Raw genomic sequence first — 19,920 nt, forward strand, 5'->3', positions numbered from 1 at the left:
AGTGGTGAATGAACAACATAAACGCCCTGCAGACCGCGCCAGACCTGCATGACAAAGACGAATCCATCTTCCAGGCGCTAATGACCGCGATTGTCGAACATCAGCTGCTGCCGGGGAGCAAATTGCCGGAAGAGGCGCTGGCCGAGGTCTTTGGCGTGAGCCGCACGGGCATCCGCAAGGTGCTTCAGCGACTCGCCGCTGTGCAAATGGTCACCCTGACGCCCAAGCGTGGTGCACACGTCGCCAGCCCGACGGTGGAAGAGGCGCAGCACATCTTCCGCACCCGTGCCCTGCTGGAGGTTGCTAACCTGCCGGACGTGCTGGCGCACTGCCAGCCGCCGCATCTTGCCGCGCTGGAGGCCATTATTCGTCAGGAGCAGCAGGCGCACGAGGCCTATGACGGCCCGGCAGCGATCCGCCACTCTGCCAGTTTCCACATTCAGCTGCAGGCCATCTCCGGCAACCAGGTGCTCACTGAGATGGTGACCAGCCTGAGCCAGCGCTCCTCGCTGGTGATTGCCACCTGGGGCGCGCCGTGGCGTCAGGGCTGCCGCTGCAACGATCACGAGCAGCTTGTGGATCTGCTGCGCCAGAAGGCGCTCCAGCCGCTAAGCGATGCATTAATGCACCATTTTGAACATATCGTCGCCAGCCTCTGCTTCGAGCGGGCGGGCGAGTGCCTGCCTGATTTTGCCCGGCTGTTTGCCGGCCACAAGGAGTCGTAATGTCTGTCTGTATACAAGTGATCAACCCCAACACCAGTCTCGCCATGACGGAAACCATCGGCGCGGCGGCCCGCGCGGTGGCGGCGCCGGGAACGGAGATCCTCGCGGTCTGCCCAAGCGCGGGCGTGCCGTCGATTGAAGGCCATTTTGATGAGGCCATCGCCGCCGTCGGTGTCCTGGAGCAGATCAAAAAAGGCAGGGAGCAGGGCGTGGACGGGCACGTGATCGCCTGCTTTGGCGATCCGGGCCTGCTGGCGGCGCGCGAACTGGCGCAGGGGCCGGTTATCGGCATCGCCGAAGCCGCCATGCATATGGCGACGCTGGTGGCGACGCGCTTTTCGGTTGTGACCACGCTGCCGCGCACGCTGATTATTGCCCGTCATCTGCTGCACCAGTATGGCTTTCAGGACCATTGCGCGGCGCTGCACGCCATCGACCTTCCGGTGCTGGCGCTGGAGGACGGCAGCGGTCTGGCGCAGGAGAAAGTGCGCGCGCGCTGTATACAGGCGCTGAAAGAGGATGGCTGTGGCGCCATCGTGCTGGGCTGCGGCGGCATGGCGACGCTGGCGCAGGAGCTGACCCGCGAGCTGCGCGTGCCGGTGATCGACGGCGTCAGCGCGGCGGTGAAGATGCTGGAATCGCTGGTGGCGCTGGGGCTGTCGACCAGCAAGCACGGGGATCTGGCGTTCCCGGAGAACAAACCGTTAAGCGGACATTTTCAGGCATTAAATCCATTTTAATTTTTGGGGGTGGCAATGGGGCTTTTTGAACAAGATTATCCGCGGGACCTGCGCGGCTACACGGGCAACCCGCCGCACGCGCGGTGGCCGAATCAGGCGCGCATCGCCGTGCAGTTTGTGCTCAATTACGAAGAAGGGGCGGAAAACCACGTTCTGCACGGCGATGCCGGTTCCGAGCAGTTCCTGTCGGACATCATCGGCGCGGCCAGCTACCCGGACAAACACATGTCGATGGACTCCCTCTACGAATACGGCAGCCGCGCCGGGTTCTGGCGGATCCACAGTGAATTTCAAAAGCGCGGCCTGCCGCTGACGGTCTTCGGCGTGGCGATGGCGCTGGCGCGTCACCCGGAGATCGTTGAGGCGATCAAAGCCGCGGATTACGACGTGGTGAGCCACGGCTGGCGCTGGATCCACTATCAGAATATGGACATCAGCCAGGAGCGCGAACACCTGCACAAGGCGGTGCATGTTCTGACCGACCTGTTTGGCAAGCCGCCAGCGGGCTGGTACACCGGGCGCGACAGCCCCAATACGCGCCAGCTGGTGGTAGAGCACGGCGGTTTTGACTACGACAGCGACTACTACGGCGACGATTTGCCCTTCTGGACGGAGGTGGCCTGCAGCGACGGCTCCCGTAAACCGCACCTGATTGTGCCCTATACGCTGGATGCGAACGACATGCGCTTCGCGACCGCGCAGGGGTTTAACACCGCCGATCAGTTTTATACGTATCTGAAGGACAGTTTTGACGTGCTGTACGAAGAGGGAGAAAGCGCGCCGAAGATGATGTCCATCGGCATGCACTGTCGCCTGCTGGGGCGACCGGGGCGTTTTCGCGCGCTGCAGCGGTTCCTGGATTATGTGCAGCAGCACGAGCGGGTTTGGGTCTGTTCCCGCCAGCAGATTGCCGACCACTGGCGGGAGGTGCATCCGTTTCAGAAGTAATTGAGCCGTGTTTTGCCGGGTGGCGGCTGCGCCTTACCCGGCCTACAGGACCCACAGGACCCACAGGACATACGGGACATCGTAGGCCCGGTAAGCGCAGCGCCACCGGGCAGGTAAAAAGACCTTTACTCCGGTGGAACTGAGCAAGTTATAGTAGCTACGCTTTGGAAGATACCAGGGAGTGGCGGTTTGAAGTGAAAAATGAAATACAGAAAACAGTAATCGACATCGTCATCATACTGTCCTCAAATGATGAGGATTCGTGGGCGAAAACCTTTGAAAAATTAGGCTCCGAACTTGATGTTGATTATGAGTCATCCATTTACTCATTAAAAAAACTCTTCGGTGGAATGGGATCATTTAACGATATTGTTCTTCATAAAAATGGGACGCCTTTACTTAGGGAAAATGACGAGTTAGAAGATTTGAGACACAAACTCTACAAGCAACTCGACCGTGCCATCGGCTTGTTAAAAGCGGGTGATTTACCATAACGGCTTAAAGTGTATTGCTAAATAGCGCTCAGGGGGATTTCCCGCCCTGAGCCGCAAAACTGTGCATTACATTACACCATCAAACTCACCTGCGCCGCCACGATCCGCCACCCATAGGCAAACCGTACCCACGTCTGCTGCTGGCGGCCAGTGCGTTCCGTCCCCTCGCGGGTAAACTCGGTGCTACACACTGCATAATCCTCTCCGAAGGTGGTAATCACGGTGTGTCGCAGCGTCCGCTGCAGACCGGCGGCGGGGCGCGCCGCACGAAAGGCGCGGATTTCATCAATCCCGTACAGGTTTTCACCCGCTCCGAGACGCACCGTGTTTTTGTCGTGCCAGAACAGCTCGTCCAGCACCGCAACGTTGTTGCTCACCAGCGCGTCCTCATAGCGGTAAAACGCGGCCGTCACCTCGGCAACCACCCACGGGAGGTTAATGTCATCGTGATTCATCATGCTGCTATCTCCGCCGGACGGGCATCGGTGATGCCGCTCTCTTCCAGAACCCGCGCGACGCGCAGGCAGGCCTGCTCGTTAAACGGCGAGGCAATCAGCTGCAGGCCAATCGGTGCCCCCTGAGCGGTGCGCAGCGGAACGGTGGTCACCGGGAGGCCCAAAAACGAAATTGGCTGGGTCAGCATCCCCATGCTGGCGCGAATAGGAAGCTGCTGGCCGTTAATCTCCATGGTCTGCTCGCCCGCCAGCGTGGCGCTGCGCGGGGTGGCCGGGGCAATCAGCACGTCGGCCTGCGCGAAAAGGGTTTTGAACGCCTGCCGGGCGTGCGCGCGAAACCGCTGGGCCTGGATGTACCAGGCGGAGGGGATCATCGCCCCGGCCAGCAGCCGTTCGCGGGAGTGCGGTTCAAAACGCTCCGGCTCATGGCGAAGCGCGGGCAGGTACTGATTTCCCCCTTCGGCGGCGCTGATGATAAACGCCGCCGAACGCGCCAGCTCGGCGTCCGGGAACTGTAGCTCATCCTGCACGTCGAGCGCCTTCGCCACCCGCGCCACGGCGTCTCTGGCGTCCAGGTCGCACCAGGTGGTGAAGTAGCCGCCGAGCACCGCGCAGCGCAGGCCGTCAAGCCCGCGATCGAGCAGGGGGCGCGTCTGTTCGCGCGAGCTCTCTGCCTGAAAACCGTCGCTGCTGTCCCGCCCCTGCAGCGCGTCGTATACGGATGCCAGGTCGCACACGCGGCGGGCAAAGGGGCCGATATGATCCAGACTCGCGACAAACGGATGGCTGCCGGATCGCGACAGGCGGCCAAAGGTGGGCTTCAGGCCATAGATACCGCACAGGGAGGCCGGAACGCGGATTGAGCCGTTGGTGTCGGTGCCGAGCGAAAAGTGCACCAGCCCGGCGGCCACGGCGGCGGCTGAACCGCCGGACGATCCGCCCGCAATGCGCGCCAGGTCGTGCGGGTTACGCGTTGTGCCGTAGTGGCTGTTCTCGGTGGTAAAGCCGTAGGCGTAGGCGTCCATATTCACCATCCCGGTCAGCAGCCCGCCCGCGCTGCGCAGCTGGCGCACCGCAAAGCTATCAGCGGCCGCGGCAGGGCGCTGGCTGAACAGCTCGGCCCCGGCGAGGGTGGTGTGACCGGCAACGTCGAACAGGTTTTTCACCGCATAAGGCACACCTGCCAGCGGCGGCAGGGGACGCTTTTCCCGTCGCAGGGTATCAATATTATCGGCTTCGGCAAGCATGCGCGCTTCCGTCACGGTGGTCCAGGCGCCGATCTGCGGATTTACGCGCGCAATCGCCTCCAGCGTCTGTCGGGCGATCTCGTGGGCGCTCAGCTCCCCCGCGCTCAGCGCCTGCTGGATCGCGCTGATACTCATCTCGTGTAGCGTCATGCTTTATACACTCCTGCAATCTCCAGACGGTCGTCGAGCGGCAGCGCCATCAGTGGGGCGGCCATATTTGCTATGCGGCTGAACTGCAGCTGCAGCTCGGCGCGGCGGGTATCGTCCAGCGTCACGCCGAGTACGGTTTCCATTTGCGCCAGATACGCTTGCCAGTCGGGTTGTGGTGTCGTCATTGTTTTCTCCTCAGAATCCGGCGGCCGCGCCGTTGCTGCGCGGGTCAAATGCCCCTTCAAACAACCCGTTGGGGTGGCGGACAATCGCGCCCGCGTGGCCCATCGCTTCACTAAAGTCAGGGAAAAGCTCCACCTCATGTCCGAGTGCCTGAAGCCGCGAGACCGTCTCAGCGGTAAAGCGTCCTTCCAGCTTTAACGTGTCCGAGGTTTGTCCCCATGTACGTCCCAGCAGCCAGCGCGGGCGGGTGATGCTCTCCTGCAGGGGGACGCCCTGGATAACGTAGCGGGTAAAGAGCGCGGCCTGGGTTTGCGGCTGCCCGTCGCCGCCCATCGATCCGTAGACCATCACGCGACCGTCCTTCAGACGTGCCGCAGCCGGGTTCAGGGTGTGGAACGGCTGTTTGCCCGGCGCGAGGGCTAAAAGATGATTGGGGTCGAGGCTGAACGATGCGCCGCGGTTCTGCCAGACGATGCCGGTATCGGGCAGCACCACGCCGCTGCCGAACTCGTGATAAATGCTCTGGATAAACGACACGGCAAGCCCGCTGCTGTCCATCACCCCCATCCACACCGTATCGCCGGGACCTTTTCCGGTTCCCCACGGCGCCGCGCGTTCGTCGTCAACCCTGTCGGCAAGCGCCTGCAGAGCGGCGGGATCCAGCAGGCTCTGAATATCGGTTTTTAGCGCGCGCGGGTCGGTGATGTGGGCATCGCGCAGGCCAAAGGCCAGCTTGGTGGCTTCCACGATGCGGTGCAGGGTTTCGGCGTCGTCGGCCTCCGCCATGTTCAGGCGGTCGGTAATGCCGAGTATCGCCAGCGAGACCAGCCCCTGCGTCGGCGGGGCGTGGTTAAAGATCTCTCCCTGCTGATGCTGCAGCTTCAGCGGCACGGTGCGTCGGGCGGCGTGGGCGTTGAGATCGGCCAGCGTCACGGGGAGATCCAGCGTCTCCATGCCCTGCGCCAGGACTTCCGCCAGCGGGCCGCGATAAAAACTGTCCAGACCGTCCTCCACAAGGCGCGTCAGGGTCGTGGCCATGGCGGGCTGGTAAAAACGGCTCCCGATCTGCGGCGGCTTGCCGTCCACCAGCCAGGTTTCCGCGAAGCCGGGAACGTCCTTCAGCTCGTCGAACTTGCTGGCCGTGGCGTGGGCCTGAGAGGCCGTAACCGGCGTGCCGTTTTGCGCATAGTCAATGGCGTCGGCCAGCAGCCGAGCCAGCGGCAGCGCCTTGCCGGTCATCTCGCGGGAGACCTTCAGCGCCTCGTCCCAGCCGCTGACGGTTCCGGCGACGGTCAGCGCCGCACGGGGGCCGCGATGGGGGATCTGCGTGAGCCCGTCGTAGGCGGCCAGCGTCGCGCGCGATCCCGCCGCGCCGCTGGCATCAATGGCGATGGGATCGCCTTCCGGCGGCACGATAAGCCAGAAGCCATCGCCGCCCAGCCCGTTCATATGCGGATAGACTACGGCGATGGTGGCCGCCGCCGCGACCATCGCTTCGATGGCGCTGCCGCCTTCGCGCAGCACGGCCAGCGCGCTCTGGCTGGCGAGGTGGTGGGGGGCAACCGCCATACCGTGTGTGGAGACATTACTTTGCATGAAGAGTCCTCGTAACCCTGAAAGTCACAAGGTGCTGCAAAAGCTGTTCCAGTTCTGAAAGAAAAGTTTCAGTAAACTGGCACGTATAATGAAAGGTAGAATCAAAGGCAAAATGTGATGAAACAAAAGTTACAGAGGCGCTATGGAACAACTGGATGAACGTCTGAAAGTACAATACCCGTCGCTGTCGCCGCAGGAGCAGCGGGTGGCGGACTTTATTTTCGACCATTTTGACGACCTCATTAGCTACAACAGCGCCGAGCTGGCGCAGCTGAGCGGGGTGTCGAAAGCCACGGTCAGCCGTCTGTTTAAGCGGCTCGGCTATGAGAAATATAAGGAGATGCGCGAAGAGCTGCGCACCCTGCGCCAGAGCGGGATGCCGCTCACCGATAATCGCGATGCGGTGCAGGGCAACACGCTGCTGGCGCGCCACTACAAGCAGGAGATGGCGAACCTGACCCAGTGGGTTAATGCCCTCGACGCACAGCAGTTTGCCGACGCCATGGCCTGCATGGTCAGGGCGCGCCGCATCGTCATTATCGGCATGCGTAACGCCTATCCGGCGGCGCTCCACCTGCGCCAGCAGCTGCTGCAGGCGCGCGGGCAGGTGCTGGTCCTGCCGCAGCCGGGGCAGAGCCTGGGCGAAGAGCTGGTGGATTTAACGCCGGACGATCTGGTGGTCATGATGGCCTTCCGCCGCCGTCCGCGCATCATTCGCCCGCTGATGCAGCAGCTTCAGAGCAGCGGTATTCCGGTGCTGCTGATGTGCGAGCCGCAGGCGCACAGTCTGTTCCCGCTGGCGAGCTGGCAGCTTTGCGCCCCGCTGGACAGCGTCTCCGCCTATGATAGCTATTCATCGGTCAACAGCCTGATCAACCTGCTGGCGAACGCCTTCCTGCATGAAATTCTCGATAAAGGCCGCCCGCGCATTCACGAGATTGCCTCCCTTTACCAGCAGCTGGACGAGCTCGAACAGCGATAATGGGGCATCAGGCTGGTGCTTTGCATTGAAATGGTGCAACCAGACGGGGCGTAAATGGAGAGCATTTATGCCCCGTCCGCGTTTTATAAGGCTTCACAACAATATTTCCCGCTTCGCCTTATCTGGCACATTAGTTGCAAAATCACATTCAAAGAATCTTTTGTTTCATGTTAACGTTACGGGAAAGCACCATGAAAAAATTGTTGATTGCACTAGCCGGGGCCGCATGTCTCTTCACACAGCTGCCGGCAAAGGCTGACCAGCTTCAGGATATCGAGAAGCGCGGCACTATCCGCATTGCCGTTCCGCAGGATTTCCCGCCGTTTGGCTCGGTGGGGACCGATCTGCAGCCGCAGGGTTATGACATCGATATGGCACGCTATCTGGCTAAACAGATGAAGCTCAAGCTGCAGCTGGTGCCGGTGACCAGCGCCAACCGCGTGCCGTACCTGCAAACCGATAAGGTGGACCTGGTCATTTCCAGCCTCGGTAAAAACCCGGAGCGCGAGAAGGTGATCGACTTCAGCCGCGCCTACGCGCCGTTCTTCCTCGGCGTGTTTGGTCCGAAAGGGGCCGAGCTGAAGGACGCCGCCGCGCTGAGCGGAAAAACCATCGGCGTGACGCGCGGGGCGGTGGAGGACATGGTGCTGACCGGCCTGGCGCCGAAAGACGCGGACGTGAAGCGCTACGAAGACAACAACACCACGCTCTCCGCCTACCTCTCCGGACAGGTGCAGTACGTGGCAACCGGCAACCTCGTGGTAGCGGCCATTTCGCGCCAGAACGCGGATAAAGCCCCGGTGCCGAGCTTTATGCTGAAAGATTCGCCGTGCTTTATTGGCCTGAAGAAAAACGAACCGGCCCTGAAGGCAAAAGTGGATGCGCTGATTGAGCAGGGCATCAAGGACGGCACGCTGAACGGCCTGTCCGAGCAATGGCTGAAGGCCCCGCTGCCGGCAAACCTTGGCGCCTGAGCCGATGACTGAGCAACTTGATTTCTCCGCGCTCTGGCCGCACTGGCCGGAGCTGCTGGCGGGGCTGTGGGTCACCGTTCAGCTGACGGTGATGGCGACCGTCGGCGGGCTGGCAACAGGGATTTTCGGGGCGGCGATCCGCAGCGGACGCACAACCTGGTTCAGCCGGATCTGGGGCGGCTACGTGGAGATCATCCGCAACACGCCGTTTGTAGTGCAGCTGTTTTTCATCGTCTTCGGCCTGCCGAATCTCGGGCTGAAGATGACGGCGGGGGAAGCGGCGCTGCTGGCCATGGTGGTGAACCTCGGTGCTTACAGTACCGAGATTATCCGCGCGGGCATACAGGTCACGCCGAAAGGGCAGTGGGAAGCCGGACGCGTGCTGGGGCTGACCCGCCTGCAGACCTTTATCCGCGTGGTATTGCCGCCCGCGCTGCAGCGCATTTACCCGGCGCTGGTGAGCCAGTGCATCATCGTGATGCTCGGCTCGTCGGTGGTGTCGCAGGTCTCGTATGAAGAGCTGACCTTCGCCGCCAACCTGATCCAGTCCAGAACGTTTTTGAGCTTTGAGGTTTATCTGGTGACAACCGGGATTTACTTAGCGCTGTCGATTACCCTGCGCCAGCTGATGATGGCGGCAGGACGAAAATGGCTGGGGGTGCAGGCATGATGACCACCTTTACCGACTGGGACATTATTCGCAACCTGCTACTGGCCGGGCGCTGGACGGTGCTGCTGTCGCTGGTGGCGTTTGTCGGCGGCGCGGTGGTGACCCTGCCTCTGCTGCTGCTGCGCCTGACGGGCGGGCGCACGGTCAAGCGCATCATCCGCGGCTATATTGAGCTGTTTCAGGGCACGCCGCTGCTGATGCAGCTGTTTCTGGCCTTCTTCGGCGTGGCGCTGTTCGGCATTGACGTCTCGCCGTGGACCGCCGCCTCGCTGGCGCTGACCTTCTACACCAGCGCGTTCCTGCTCGATATCTGGTTTGGCAGCATTCGCGCGCTGCCAAAAGGGCAGTGGGAAGCCTCGCGCTGTCTGGGGCTGACCTTTGGCCAGACCCTGTTTCGCGTCGTCGCGCCGCAGGCGCTGCGCATCGGCATTGCGCCGACGGTCGGCTTTGCCGTGCAGGTGATCAAAGGCACCGCGCTGGCGTCGATTATCGGCTTTATCGAGCTGACTAAGGCCGGGACCATGCTGACCAACGTGACGTATCAGCCGTTTAAGGTCTTTGCGCTGGTGGCGCTCGGCTACTTTATTCTGTGTTATCCGCTGTCGCGCTACAGCCGCTATCTGGAGACGAAATTCAATGCCTCTCATCACCATTAATCAGGTGCAGAAGTACTACGGCGATAACCACGTGCTCAAGGGCGTCGATCTGGATATCGACATGGGCCAGGTGATCTCCATCATCGGGCGCAGCGGATCGGGCAAAAGCACGCTGCTGCGCTGCATCAACGGACTGGAAGGCTATCAGGACGGCAGCATCAAGCTGGGCGGCATGACCATTACCGACCGGGATTCTCAGGCGCGTGAAATCAGCCGCTCGATCGGGATGGTGTTCCAGAGCTTCAACCTGTTCCCGCACATGACGGCGCTGGAGAACGTGATGCTCGCCCCGCGGCGGGTGCTGAAGAAAAGCGCCGCCGAATGCCGGGCGCTGGCGCAGCAGATGCTGGAGAAGGTTGGCCTCGGCGATCGTCTGGATTACTACCCGTCGAGCCTCTCGGGCGGCCAGCAGCAGCGCGTGGCGATCGCCCGCGCGCTGGCCATGTCGCCGAAAGTGTTACTCTGCGACGAGATCACCTCCGCGCTCGACCCGGAGCTGGTGGGCGAAGTGCTCAAGGTGCTGGAGCAGCTGGCGGCCGAGGGGATGACGCTCATACTGGTTACCCATGAAATGAATTTTGCCCGCGAAGTGGGCGACCGCGTGGTGTTTATGCACCAGGGGAAAGTCTGGGAGCAGGGCGACAGCAAAACGCTGTTCGCCAACCCGCAGACCACGGAACTGAAGCAGTTCATCTCCTCCGTGCGCGGCCTCAACTGATAAGGACTTAACAATGGATATCGCACACTTTCCGCAAATCAACCCGCCGCAGCGCCTGCTGATGGGGCCGGGCCCGATTAACGCCGACCCGCGCGTGCTGCGCGCCATGTCGAGCCAGCTGATCGGCCAGTACGATCCGGCCATGACCCACTACATGAATGAGGTGATGGCGCTCTATCGTGGGGTGTTCCGCACCGAAAACCGCTGGACGATGCTGGTAGACGGTACATCCCGCGCGGGGATTGAAGCCATTCTGGTCTCCGCCATTCGCCCGGGAGATAAGGTGCTGGTGCCGGTTTTTGGCCGCTTTGGTCATCTGCTGTGCGAAATTGCCCGCCGCTGCCGCGCGGAGGTGCATACCATAGAGGTGCCGTGGGGCGAGGTGTTCACCCCGGACCAGGTGGAGGATGCGATTAAACGTATTCGTCCGCGCCTGCTGTTGACCGTGCAGGGCGATACCTCCACCACCATGCTGCAGCCGCTCGCGGAGCTGGGTGCCATCTGCCGTCGCTACGACGTGCTGTTTTACACCGACGCCACCGCGTCGCTCGGCGGTAACGCGCTGGAGACCGACGCCTGGGGGCTGGATGCCGTCTCGGCCGGGATGCAGAAGTGCCTCGGCGGCCCGTCGGGCACGTCGCCGATCACCCTGAGCGCGCGGATGGAAGAGGCGATCCGCCGCCGCAAGTGCGTGGAGGAGGGCATTCGCACCGACGCCCACCGCGACGGCGACGAGGAGATGATCTACTCCAACTACTTCGATCTCGGCATGGTGATGGACTACTGGGGGCCGGAGCGGCTGAACCACCACACCGAAGCGACCACCGCGCTGTTTGGCGCCCGCGAATGCGCGCGGCTGATCCTGCAGGAAGGGCTGGATAACGGCATTGCGCGTCATAAGCTGCACGGCGATGCGCTGCTGAAGGGGATTCAGGCGATGGGGCTGGAGACCTTCGGCGACCTGAAGCACAAGATGAACAACGTGCTGGGCGTGGTGATACCGCAGGGCATCAACGGTGACCAGGTGCGTAAGCTGATGCTGGAGGATTTCGGGATTGAAATCGGCACCTCGTTTGGCCCGCTGCACGGCAAGGTTTGGCGCATTGGCACCATGGGCTACAACGCGCGCAAGGACTGCGTGATGACCACCCTGAGCGCGCTGGAGTCGGTGCTGAATTACCTCAAATTCACCACCACGCAGGGTGCCGCCATGCAGGCCGCGTGGGACCACTATCGTCGCGAGATGCCGCAATGAGCCCGGCGGCAGAACGGGTGATGGCGCGCGCCGACGCGCTGGCTGCCATCAGTGAAACCCCGGACGGCCTGACGCGGGTCTATCTCTCCACGCAGCATCTGCAGGCCAACCAGCTGGTCGGGGAGTGGATGCGTCAGGCGGGCATGACCGTCTGGCAGGACAGCGTGGGCAATATCTGTGGACGCTACGAAGGCGCGCAGGAAGGGGCGCAGGCGGTGCTGCTCGGCTCGCATCTGGACACCGTACGCAACGCCGGGCGCTACGACGGCATGCTCGGGGTGCTCACCGCCATCGAAGTGGTGGACGGCCTTCACCAGCAGGGTGTGCATCTGGCCCAGGCCATAGAGATTGTCGGCTTTGGTGACGAAGAGGGAACCCGTTTTGGAATCACCCTGTTAGGCAGCCGGGGCATCACCGGCACCTGGCCGCAGGGATGGCTGGAGACGTGTGATGCTCAGGGCATCAGCGTGGCGCAGGCGATGGTGCAGGCGGGGCTCGATCCTGCCCGCGTGGCGCTCGCGGCGCGTCATCAGGACGATTTCAGCGCCTGTCTGGAACTGCATATCGAACAGGGGCCGTGCCTGGAGCAGGAAGGGCTGGCGCTGGGCGTGGTGGAAGCCATTAACGGCGCGCGCCGCCTCAGCTGCCGCTTCACCGGGGAGGCCGGGCACGCGGGTACCGTGCCGATGAATCACCGTAAGGATGCCCTGGCCGCCGCCGCCGAATGGATGGTTCTGATTGAAAACACCACCCGACAGCAGGGCGGCAACCGGGTGGCGACGGTCGGTGAACTGCGATGCCTGCCCGGCGCGGTCAACGTCATCCCCGGCGAAGTTGCGCTCTCGCTGGATATTCGTGGCCCGCAGGATGGCCCGCTTGACGCGCTGCTCGCGGAACTGCTTGCGCAGGCGCAGGCCATCGCCGCCCGTCGCGGGTTAAGCTTTGCTGCCGAGGAGTTTTACCGGATCGCCGCCACGCCGTGCGATGCGCGTTTGCAGCACATGCTGGGCGACGCCGTTGAATCGGTGCAGGGGCGCTCGTTATCCCTGCCCAGCGGCGCCGGGCATGACACCATCGCCCTGGCGGAACGCTGGCCGGTGGGGATGCTGTTTGTGCGCTGTAAGGGCGGGGTCAGCCACCATCCGGCCGAATCGGTGATGGCTGAGGATGTTGCTCTGGCGATTGAGGCGTTTGGGCTGGCGGTGAGAAAGCTTGATGCGATCTGAGTAGTGCCCGGCGGCGCTACGCCTGCACGGGCCTACGGCATTGCCAGGCCGGGTAAGCGCAGCGCCACCCGGCAAGAAATCACATCACTCCAGACCCAGCGTATATTGCGCGATTTTAAAGTAGATAATCAGCCCGGTGCCGTCGATAAGCGTCGCGATAAACGGCGCGGAGACGACCGCCGGGTCAATGCCGCAGCGCTTGAGCACCATTGGAATGACGGACGAGACAATGGCGCTCCACAGCGTAATGCACACCAGCGTCAGGCTGACGATGAGCGTAATTTCCAGCCCAATCCCCATCATCCAGGCGCGGATGCACCCGGCCAGACCCAGCGTGGCGGCAATCATCAGCGACGTGGTCATCTCTTTACGCAGCACGCGGCCAACGTCGCGCAGACGGACTTCCCCCAGCGCCATGGCGCGCACCAGGGTGGAGGTGATCTGCGTCCCGCTGTTGCCGCCCGTGCCGATCAGCAGTGGAATAAAGAACGCCAGCGCGATGGCGGACTCCAGCGCCTCTTCAAAATGCTGAATGACCGAGCTGGTGTAGGCTTCGGCGACAAACAGCAGCAGCAGCCAGACGGAGCGTTTCTTCCACAGGCTATACGGGCTGGTGTCCAGATAGGGCTTTTCCAGCGGCAGCGTCGCCCCCTGAAGCTGAGCATCTTCGGTGACGTCATCTTCCAGCAGATGGGCAATTTCGCGCTCGGTCAGGCAGCCGACGAGCTTGCCGTGGGTGACCACGGGCACCACATCCGCGCCGCCGTGCGCCAGCAGCCCGGCAACGTCGGCACGTTCATCCTCCGGTTTGACCTGCAAAAACTGCGAAATCATCAGCGATTTCACCGGCTGCACCGTATCCGCGGTTTGCAGCAATTTGCGCACAGCAACCATCCCCGCCAGGCGGCCATGGTCTTCGATAAAAATATGCGACGGAATATCATCGTCTTTTAATTTTTCGAAGAATTGCTCGCGCGCCAGCGCCACGCATAATGCAATATCGAGGACGATAAAATCGGTATTCATATATTGCGCGATCGCGCTGTCATTGAATGCCTGGTTTTGGTTGTGAATAGCGTAAGACATAGTGAATTCCCTTTGAATAATAAAATCTCTCAGGGGCGAGCAAGACAGGGCATGTCGAAGAGGAGATCCCCACGTCCTGGGTTCAGCACTGTACACCGTATCCCGCAAGGGAAGTTATACTGACAAAGCCTTGATTCGACAGTGCCTGTTTTACCCTGTGCCGGTTCTCTCGAACCCACCAGAGCGATAACGTGTATTTGTACAGGAGCCTCGCCATAACGAGATCGTTGTAAAACGAGAGGAATAATACGCTTATTTAACGTTACCGCTCAGGAATTTAAAAAATGTTTAAGAACGGTTTAGGAGAATATTATTAATAAGATGTTGAGGGTTTATTTAAGGTTATTCACTTTAAATGGAGAATTAAATAATTAACGGGGAAGGGGAAAATGGCGTGGTTTGATAATCTGCTGAATCATTTTGCGCTGTATCCGGCACATCTGTTCGCGCTGTTATTCGTAATGGCGCTGAGTAAATCGACGGTGCTGATCTCCTCCGTGCTGCCGCCCGCCTCGGTGATGCTGCTGGCGGGCATTACCGTCAGCCAGACGAGCATGCATCCTGCGCTGTCGTGGCTGGCCGTGGTGTTGGGGGCAACGGCGGGTTCGGTGCTGAACTACCATATCGGCCGGCTGATGGGGCACACCCGGCTGGTCACGCGCTTTACCTCAAAGCATGCCGATAAGTTCTTACGGGTACAGCATCAGCTGCAAAAGAACGGTGTCATCGTGCTGTTTACGTCGCGCTTTCTGGCGGTGTTGCGTTACATCGTGCCGCTGGCGGCGGGGATGCTCAGGCTGAATGCAGCAAAGGTCTACGCCGTCAGCCTGCTTTCCGCCTGCGTATGGGCGGCGCTGTATGTCAGCATCGTCACCGGCATCAGCGCCTTTTGAGTTACAAACTCCCCATTCCGCCGTCCACCAGCAGTTCCGTTCCTACCGTGTAGCTCGACTCGTCGGAGGCCAGATAGAGAGCGGCTTTTGCCAGCTCCGTCGTCGAGCCCATTCTGCCCAGCGGCACCAGCTTGACGATCTCCGCCATCATCGCGTTAAGCGCCTCGTCGCTTAAGCCCGTTTTCGTAAACGCCGGGGTTTCCACCGGACCGGGGCTCAGGCCGTTGACGCGGATCCCGCGCGGCAGCAGCTCCGCCGAGAGCGTACGCGCCAGCGACAGCAGGGCAGCCTTGCTCGCGGCATACACGCTGCTGGTGGGCAGGCCGATGCGCGCGCTCACGGAGCCGCAGAGGATCACCGACGACGGGTTGTTCAGCAGCGGCAGCAGCGCCTGGATTAAAAAGAACGGTCCCTTCAGGTTGATGTTCATCAGACGGTCCCAGGCCTCTTCCTGCCAGGCTTCCAGCGGCGCGTGCGTTACGTCGCCGGCGTTAAGGAAGACCGCGTCAAGGCGTGGCCAGCGGGCGGCGAGGGTTTCCGCCAGGGCTTTTTGCGACGCGATATCGCCCGCATCGGTTGGGATAACCCACGCCTTATCGCCCAGAACGCGCTCTGCTTCGGCGAGGGTGTCCGGGTTGCGTCCGGTTACGGCGACGCGCGCCCCTTCGGCGATAAATGCCTGCGCGGTGGCGAGACCGATACCGCTGGTGCCGCCGGTAATCAACGTGTACTTATCGGTTAAACGACCCATGTTCTTCTCCTGAAATGTCTCTGGAAAAAGCACTATAGAAACATTAGTATCGAAAGGAAACCAGGTACCAAATGGATACTAAAGAGGCAAGAGGTGTGCTATGGCAGAAATGCTGGAGGAGTGCAGTGAAAAAAAATCTGAGGCGTATACCTGCCCGATGACGCAGTTTGTGAACCTGATTTCCGGCAAATGGGCGATCCCGATCCTCTATCGCCTGATTGTCTTCAACACGCCCGTTCGCTTTGGCGATCTGCTGCGGGCGGCTGCCCCCATCACCCAGAAAGAGCTGACGAAGCAGCTGCGCCTGTTTGAACAGCGCGGGCTGGTGACGCGGACGGTCTATCCGGAGATCCCGCCGCGCGTGGAGTATCAGATCACCGCGCTGGGCTTAACTCTGCAGGATGCGCTCTCGCCGCTGGCCGCCTGGATGAGCGAGTACGGCGACCAGCTTGAGCGTTAGGCTACCGTTTTGCGTAGCGCGGTGCCGGAATACCGGTGCGCGCGCTGTTGAACAGCTCGAGGCGCGCTGCTTCGTAGCGATCCCACAGTGCGGCATCATGCATCGGCGGGATGGTGATCGGTTCGCCCTGATCCAGACCCGCCAGCGATGCATCCACCATATCGTCGGTGGTCATCACCGATCCTTCCGGCAGATCGTTCACCGTGACGCCCGAATGGCTCCAGATTTCTGTCGCCGTGGCGGCGGGCAGCACGGCCTGAATGCGCACGCTGCTGTCGGCAAATTCTTCCTGTAACCCACGGGTAAAGCTCAATACCCACGCCTTGGTGGCGCTGTAGAGCGCGCTGCCCGCCCGGACGTGCAGGGCCAGCACGGACGCGATATTGATCAGCGTGCCGCTGTTATTCTGCGCCAGGCGCGGCAGGATGGCGTAGGTCAGACGCATCAGCGCCGTGGTGTTCAGGGTGTTAATGGCCTGATGCTGCGCCACCTCGCCCGCGAGGAACGGTGCCATCTGCGCGGTGCCCGCGTTGTTAACGAGCGTATCAATGGCCGTATTGCTGCGCAGTTCGTCTTCCACCGCGCGGATCCCGACTTCATCGGTGAGATCGGCTACCAGAATATCGACGGCCACGCCATAGCGCGCGCGCAGGTCGGCGGCGAGCGTTTTCAGGCGATCCTCGCGGCGGGCAACCAGCACCAGGTTGGCACCGCGCGCGGCAAGACGATCGGCATAAACGGCACCAATCCCGGAAGAGGCGCCCGTAATCAGGGCGGTGGTGATTTGCGTAGTCATCGTGTGTTACCTCAAGGCAAAGTGGGTTATTTGGTTTCAATATGAAACTTAATTAACTCTCTGCTATTTGGTTTTATAATGCAACCATATTGGCGATCATTTTGTGCTTTTGCCGTCGGGAACGATCAGGAGGGGAGTTTTGCCACGATCTCTTCTGGCGTCAGTTCGCGTCCATCGTCGGCGATAAGCGCTAGCTTGCGCAGGGGTTTGCGCTGTTCGGTATCGACCAGCACGGTGCCGCATTCGTTTTCGGCAAACAAAAATTCATTGCCCCACTGGGACAAGGCAACCAGCACCGTTTGCAGGGCGCGCCCTTTATCGGTCAGTGCGTACTCCTGCCAGGCGCTGCCGTCGGACGCGGGCTGAAGCCGGAGGATGCCTTCGTCGACCAGCAGTTTTAACCGTGTGGTCAGCATGTTTTTTGCGATACCAAGGCTTTTCTGGAACTCGCCGAAGCGTTTAATCCCGCGCAGCGCGTCGCGCACGATCAGCAGTGACCACCAGTCGCCGATGATATCCAGTGAACGGGCAACGGGGCAGGTGCTCTCTTCAAGGCGGGTACGTTTCACGGTCAATTCTCCGGTGAGGTATGGTTTTATTATAAAACTAATCCGTACACACCGTAAGCACGTTAATCATCAGTTTGAGAAATGCTTCCCGGAAAATTGTGACGAATCTGTCACACTGAGCGCGACATTTTAAAACGAGTGAGGAATTAGGGATGAGAAAAGTACTACTCGCGCTGGCAGTCGCCGGTTCCATTTCAGCAACGTTTGGCGTGCAGGCGCAAGAGACGCCGGAAGGGTATCAGCTGGAGCAAGTTTTAATCATGAGTCGCCATAACCTGCGCGCGCCGCTGGCTAATAACGGCAGCGTGCTGGAGCAGTCCACGCCGAAGCAGTGGCCGGAGTGGGAGGTGCCGGGGGGCCAGCTCACGACCAAAGGCGGCGTGCTGGAGGTCTATATGGGCCATTACATGCGCGAGTGGCTGGCGCAGCAGGGGATGGTGAAGACGGGAGAGTGTCCAGCGGCGGAGAGCGTTTATGCGTATGCTAACAGCCTGCAGCGTACCGTCGCCACCGCGCAATTCTTCATCACCGGCGCGTTCCCGGGCTGCGACGTTCCCGTGCACCATCAGGAAAAAATGGGCACCATGGATCCGACATTCAATCCGGTGATTACCGACAACTCACCTGAATTTCGTGAAAAAGCGCTGAAGGCGATGGAGACGGAACGGCAGAAAATGCAGCTTGGCGAAAGCTATAAGCTGCTGGAGCAGATGACGAACTACGCCGACTCGCCGTCCTGCAAAGAGAAAAAAGTCTGCTCGCTGGCGGATGCGAAAGATACCTTCAGCGCCGACTATGAAAAAGAGCCTGGCGTATCCGGGCCGCTGAAGGTGGGGAACTCGCTGGTGGACGCGTTTACGCTGCAGTATTACGAAGGCTTCCCGGCCGACCAGGTGGCCTGGGGCGAAATCAAAACCGACCAGCAGTGGCGCGTGCTGTCGAAGCTGAAGAACGGCTATCAGGACTCGCTGTTCACCTCTACCGAGGTGGCGCAAAACGTGGCGAAGCCGCTGGTGAAGTACATTGATAAAACGCTGGTTACCGACCAGGCGAAAGCACCGAAGATCACCCTGCTGGTGGGGCATGACTCGAACATTGCTTCCCTGCTGACCGCCCTCGATTTCAAACCGTATCAGCTGCACGACCAGCAGGAGCGCACCCCGATTGGCGGCAAAATTGTCTTCCAGCGCTGGCATGACAAAAATGCCAACCAGGAGCTGATGAAGATTGAGTATGTCTACCAGAGCTCAGAGCAGTTGCGTAACGCCAGCGTGCTGTCGCTGCAGTCGCCTGCGCAGCGCGTGACGCTGGAGCTGAAGGGCTGCCCGGTAGATGCGAACGGCTTCTGTCCGGTCGATAAATTCAATGCGGTGATGAATAACGCGGCGAAGTGAGAGAGAACCCCCCGCTGCGGCGGGGGGAAACGCTTAGACGTTTTTACGTTCGATGGTTTGCTCGCCCCAGAAGAGCGAGTCTTTATCCGTTTTTTCGAAGGCGCGCACCAGCACCTCATCGTTACCTTCCTCCCAAATCTGCTCGGCCAGCTTTTCATCGTACTTCGCGACTTCAAAGATAGCTTCGGCAATCTCCGGAGAGGTGTTGCGTAAACTTGCCCATTCGCCCACGTGGTGAGCTTTGGATTCTTGAGTTGGCATGCTTGTCCTCCTGTTGGGTGTTAGCCGTTCAGTTTTTTGGCCAGACCCGCGACGTATTCACCCTGATAGCGGGCGATAGACAGTTCTTCATTGCTTGGCTGACGTGAGCCATCCCCACCGGCAATGGTGGTTGCGCCGTACGGCGTACCGCCGCGCACCTGGGAAATGTCAAACAGCTCCTGCGCGCCGTAGCCAATCGGCACAATCACCATCCCGTGATGAGCAAGGGTAGTCCAGGTTGAGGTAATCGTCTGCTCCTGACCGCCGCCGGTACCGGTAGAGCTGAATACGCTGGCGAGTTTGCCGTAGAGCGCCCCGGATGCCCAAAGCCCGCCGGTTTGATCGAGGAAGGTACGCATCTGGCCCGACATATTGCCGAAGCGGGTCGGGGTGCCGAAGATAATGGCATCATAATCCGCCAGCTCCTGCGGGGTGGCGACCGGGGCGTTTTGCGTTTTCCCCCCGGCTTTCAGGAAGGCTTCCGCCTGCATGGTTTCCGGTACGCGTTTCACCACAACCTCAACGCCATCAACCCTGTTTGCACCTTCTGCTACCGCGTGAGCCATGGTTTCAATGTGTCCATACATGGAATAATAGAGCACCAGAACTTTTGCCATTTTGCATCACTCCTCGTTGGTTTTTCTGACAGCGAATCGCTGCGTTCTTTTAAAGATATGCCATCACAGCCAGA

At 60.7% G+C, this 19,920-nt stretch carries 23 protein-coding genes, 1 pseudogene and 1 riboswitch; of the genes and pseudogenes, 14 read left to right on the forward strand and 10 right to left on the reverse strand.

Annotation, left to right across the window (positions count from 1 at the left end; genetic code table 11):
• Positions 1-8 precede the first annotated feature (8 nt).
• From V1587_RS10260 to V1587_RS10275, 4 genes and pseudogenes are all read left to right on the forward strand, one after another.
• A complete protein-coding gene (locus V1587_RS10260) occupies positions 9-725 on the forward strand; it encodes a GntR family transcriptional regulator (RefSeq protein ID WP_371898367.1) in 717 nt (238 codons plus the stop codon).
• Positions 725-1,593, forward strand: a pseudogene (locus V1587_RS10265) (aspartate/glutamate racemase family protein); the annotation flags it as partial. The gene V1587_RS10260 and the pseudogene V1587_RS10265, both read left to right, overlap by 1 nt.
• Entirely contained in the window at positions 1,514-2,413 is a 900-nt protein-coding gene (gene puuE / locus V1587_RS10270; protein WP_371898544.1) for an allantoinase PuuE, read from the forward strand. The pseudogene V1587_RS10265 and the gene puuE, both read left to right, overlap by 80 nt.
• Before the next feature lie 164 nt (positions 2,414-2,577).
• Positions 2,578-2,907: a DUF6966 domain-containing protein gene (locus V1587_RS10275; RefSeq protein ID WP_371898366.1), complete on the forward strand. Its 330-nt coding sequence runs from the start codon at positions 2,578-2,580 to the stop codon at positions 2,905-2,907.
• Positions 2,908-2,978: 71 nt separating this feature from the next.
• Here the strand turns inward: V1587_RS10275 and hpxZ are convergent, their stop codons facing one another.
• From hpxZ to hpxW, 4 genes are read right to left on the reverse strand one after another with little or no spacing between them, the layout of a single operon-like run.
• On the reverse strand, positions 2,979-3,365 hold the full coding sequence (hpxZ, locus tag V1587_RS10280) for an oxalurate catabolism protein HpxZ (RefSeq protein ID WP_371898365.1): 387 nt from the start codon (positions 3,363-3,365) through the stop codon (positions 2,979-2,981).
• Positions 3,362-4,759: an AtzE family amidohydrolase gene (locus V1587_RS10285; RefSeq protein WP_371898364.1), complete on the reverse strand. Its 1,398-nt coding sequence runs from the start codon at positions 4,757-4,759 to the stop codon at positions 3,362-3,364. The genes hpxZ and V1587_RS10285 overlap by 4 nt, the downstream gene beginning before the upstream one ends.
• Entirely contained in the window at positions 4,756-4,944 is a 189-nt protein-coding gene (hpxX, locus tag V1587_RS10290) for an oxalurate catabolism protein HpxX (RefSeq protein WP_371898363.1), read from the reverse strand. The genes V1587_RS10285 and hpxX overlap by 4 nt, the downstream gene beginning before the upstream one ends.
• Before the next feature lie 10 nt (positions 4,945-4,954).
• Positions 4,955-6,538: an oxamate amidohydrolase gene (hpxW, locus tag V1587_RS10295; protein WP_371898362.1), complete on the reverse strand. Its 1,584-nt coding sequence runs from the start codon at positions 6,536-6,538 to the stop codon at positions 4,955-4,957.
• Between the two features lie 142 nt (positions 6,539-6,680).
• Between hpxW and hpxU the strand changes: the two genes are divergently transcribed.
• The 7 genes from hpxU to hpxK all read left to right on the forward strand — a co-directional run bounded on the left by hpxU (position 6,681) and on the right by hpxK (position 13,019).
• The gene (gene hpxU / locus V1587_RS10300) at positions 6,681-7,520 is read left to right on the forward strand and encodes a MurR/RpiR family transcriptional regulator HpxU (protein ID WP_395314579.1); all 840 of its coding nucleotides are present in this window, start codon (positions 6,681-6,683) and stop codon (positions 7,518-7,520) included.
• A gap of 191 nt (positions 7,521-7,711) precedes the next feature.
• Positions 7,712-8,494, forward strand: coding sequence for a transporter substrate-binding domain-containing protein (locus tag V1587_RS10305; protein ID WP_023311064.1), 783 nt, complete (start codon positions 7,712-7,714; stop codon positions 8,492-8,494).
• 4 nt (positions 8,495-8,498) lie between these two features.
• The gene (locus V1587_RS10310) at positions 8,499-9,164 is read left to right on the forward strand and encodes an amino acid ABC transporter permease (RefSeq protein WP_048989974.1); all 666 of its coding nucleotides are present in this window, start codon (positions 8,499-8,501) and stop codon (positions 9,162-9,164) included.
• On the forward strand, positions 9,164-9,820 hold the full coding sequence (locus V1587_RS10315; RefSeq protein ID WP_049008460.1) for an amino acid ABC transporter permease: 657 nt from the start codon (positions 9,164-9,166) through the stop codon (positions 9,818-9,820). Before V1587_RS10310 ends, V1587_RS10315 begins: the two co-directional genes overlap by 1 nt.
• Complete coding sequence (locus V1587_RS10320; protein ID WP_311390746.1) at positions 9,801-10,538, forward strand: amino acid ABC transporter ATP-binding protein; 738 nt, start codon at positions 9,801-9,803, stop codon at positions 10,536-10,538. The genes V1587_RS10315 and V1587_RS10320 overlap by 20 nt, the downstream gene beginning before the upstream one ends.
• Positions 10,539-10,551: 13 nt before the next feature.
• A complete protein-coding gene (locus tag V1587_RS10325) occupies positions 10,552-11,793 on the forward strand; it encodes an alanine--glyoxylate aminotransferase family protein (RefSeq protein ID WP_371898360.1) in 1,242 nt (413 codons plus the stop codon).
• A complete protein-coding gene (hpxK, locus tag V1587_RS10330) occupies positions 11,790-13,019 on the forward strand; it encodes an allantoate amidohydrolase (protein WP_371898359.1) in 1,230 nt (409 codons plus the stop codon). Before V1587_RS10325 ends, hpxK begins: the two co-directional genes overlap by 4 nt.
• Before the next feature lie 84 nt (positions 13,020-13,103).
• Here hpxK and V1587_RS10335 read toward each other — a convergent pair whose 3' ends face one another.
• The gene (locus V1587_RS10335) at positions 13,104-14,105 is read right to left on the reverse strand and encodes a magnesium transporter (protein WP_371898358.1); all 1,002 of its coding nucleotides are present in this window, start codon (positions 14,103-14,105) and stop codon (positions 13,104-13,106) included.
• Positions 14,106-14,165: 60 nt separating this feature from the next.
• A riboswitch (M-box (ykoK) riboswitch) is annotated at positions 14,166-14,335 on the reverse strand.
• A 159-nt stretch (positions 14,336-14,494) separates the two neighbouring features.
• Here V1587_RS10335 and V1587_RS10340 point away from each other — a divergent pair.
• The gene (locus V1587_RS10340; RefSeq protein ID WP_371898357.1) at positions 14,495-14,998 is read left to right on the forward strand and encodes a DedA family protein; all 504 of its coding nucleotides are present in this window, start codon (positions 14,495-14,497) and stop codon (positions 14,996-14,998) included.
• A gap of 1 nt (position 14,999) precedes the next feature.
• Here the strand turns inward: V1587_RS10340 and V1587_RS10345 are convergent, their stop codons facing one another.
• Complete coding sequence (locus V1587_RS10345; RefSeq protein ID WP_371898356.1) at positions 15,000-15,749, reverse strand: SDR family oxidoreductase; 750 nt, start codon at positions 15,747-15,749, stop codon at positions 15,000-15,002.
• 100 nt (positions 15,750-15,849) lie between these two features.
• Here V1587_RS10345 and V1587_RS10350 point away from each other — a divergent pair, with 100 nt between their 5' ends.
• Positions 15,850-16,209 carry a winged helix-turn-helix transcriptional regulator gene (locus V1587_RS10350; protein ID WP_371898355.1) on the forward strand — a complete coding sequence of 120 codons (360 nt, stop codon included), beginning with the start codon at positions 15,850-15,852 and terminating at the stop codon, positions 16,207-16,209.
• A 1-nt stretch (position 16,210) separates the two neighbouring features.
• Here V1587_RS10350 and V1587_RS10355 read toward each other — a convergent pair whose 3' ends face one another.
• Complete coding sequence (locus V1587_RS10355) at positions 16,211-17,005, reverse strand: SDR family NAD(P)-dependent oxidoreductase (protein WP_371898354.1); 795 nt, start codon at positions 17,003-17,005, stop codon at positions 16,211-16,213.
• Positions 17,006-17,130: 125 nt separating this feature from the next.
• Positions 17,131-17,574: a winged helix-turn-helix transcriptional regulator gene (locus V1587_RS10360; protein ID WP_371898353.1), complete on the reverse strand. Its 444-nt coding sequence runs from the start codon at positions 17,572-17,574 to the stop codon at positions 17,131-17,133.
• 152 nt (positions 17,575-17,726) lie between these two features.
• On the opposite strand from V1587_RS10360, the gene agp reads away from it, so the two are divergent.
• Positions 17,727-18,968 carry a bifunctional glucose-1-phosphatase/inositol phosphatase gene (gene agp / locus V1587_RS10365; RefSeq protein WP_371898352.1) on the forward strand — a complete coding sequence of 414 codons (1,242 nt, stop codon included), beginning with the start codon at positions 17,727-17,729 and terminating at the stop codon, positions 18,966-18,968.
• Positions 18,969-19,001: 33 nt separating this feature from the next.
• Here the strand turns inward: agp and V1587_RS10370 are convergent, their stop codons facing one another.
• Both V1587_RS10370 and wrbA read right to left on the reverse strand, forming a co-directional pair.
• Positions 19,002-19,229, reverse strand: a complete 228-nt coding sequence (locus V1587_RS10370) for a YccJ family protein (protein ID WP_008499832.1) — start codon at positions 19,227-19,229, stop codon at positions 19,002-19,004.
• Between the two features lie 20 nt (positions 19,230-19,249).
• Positions 19,250-19,846 (reverse strand): NAD(P)H:quinone oxidoreductase, encoded by a 597-nt coding sequence (gene wrbA, locus V1587_RS10375; protein WP_023311076.1) that lies wholly within the window; start codon positions 19,844-19,846, stop codon positions 19,250-19,252.
• Between the last annotated feature and the right edge of the window lie 74 nt (positions 19,847-19,920).

Source organism: Enterobacter sp. ECC-249, from assembly GCF_043965265.1.
Taxonomy (GTDB): domain Bacteria; phylum Pseudomonadota; class Gammaproteobacteria; order Enterobacterales; family Enterobacteriaceae; genus Enterobacter; species Enterobacter quasiroggenkampii.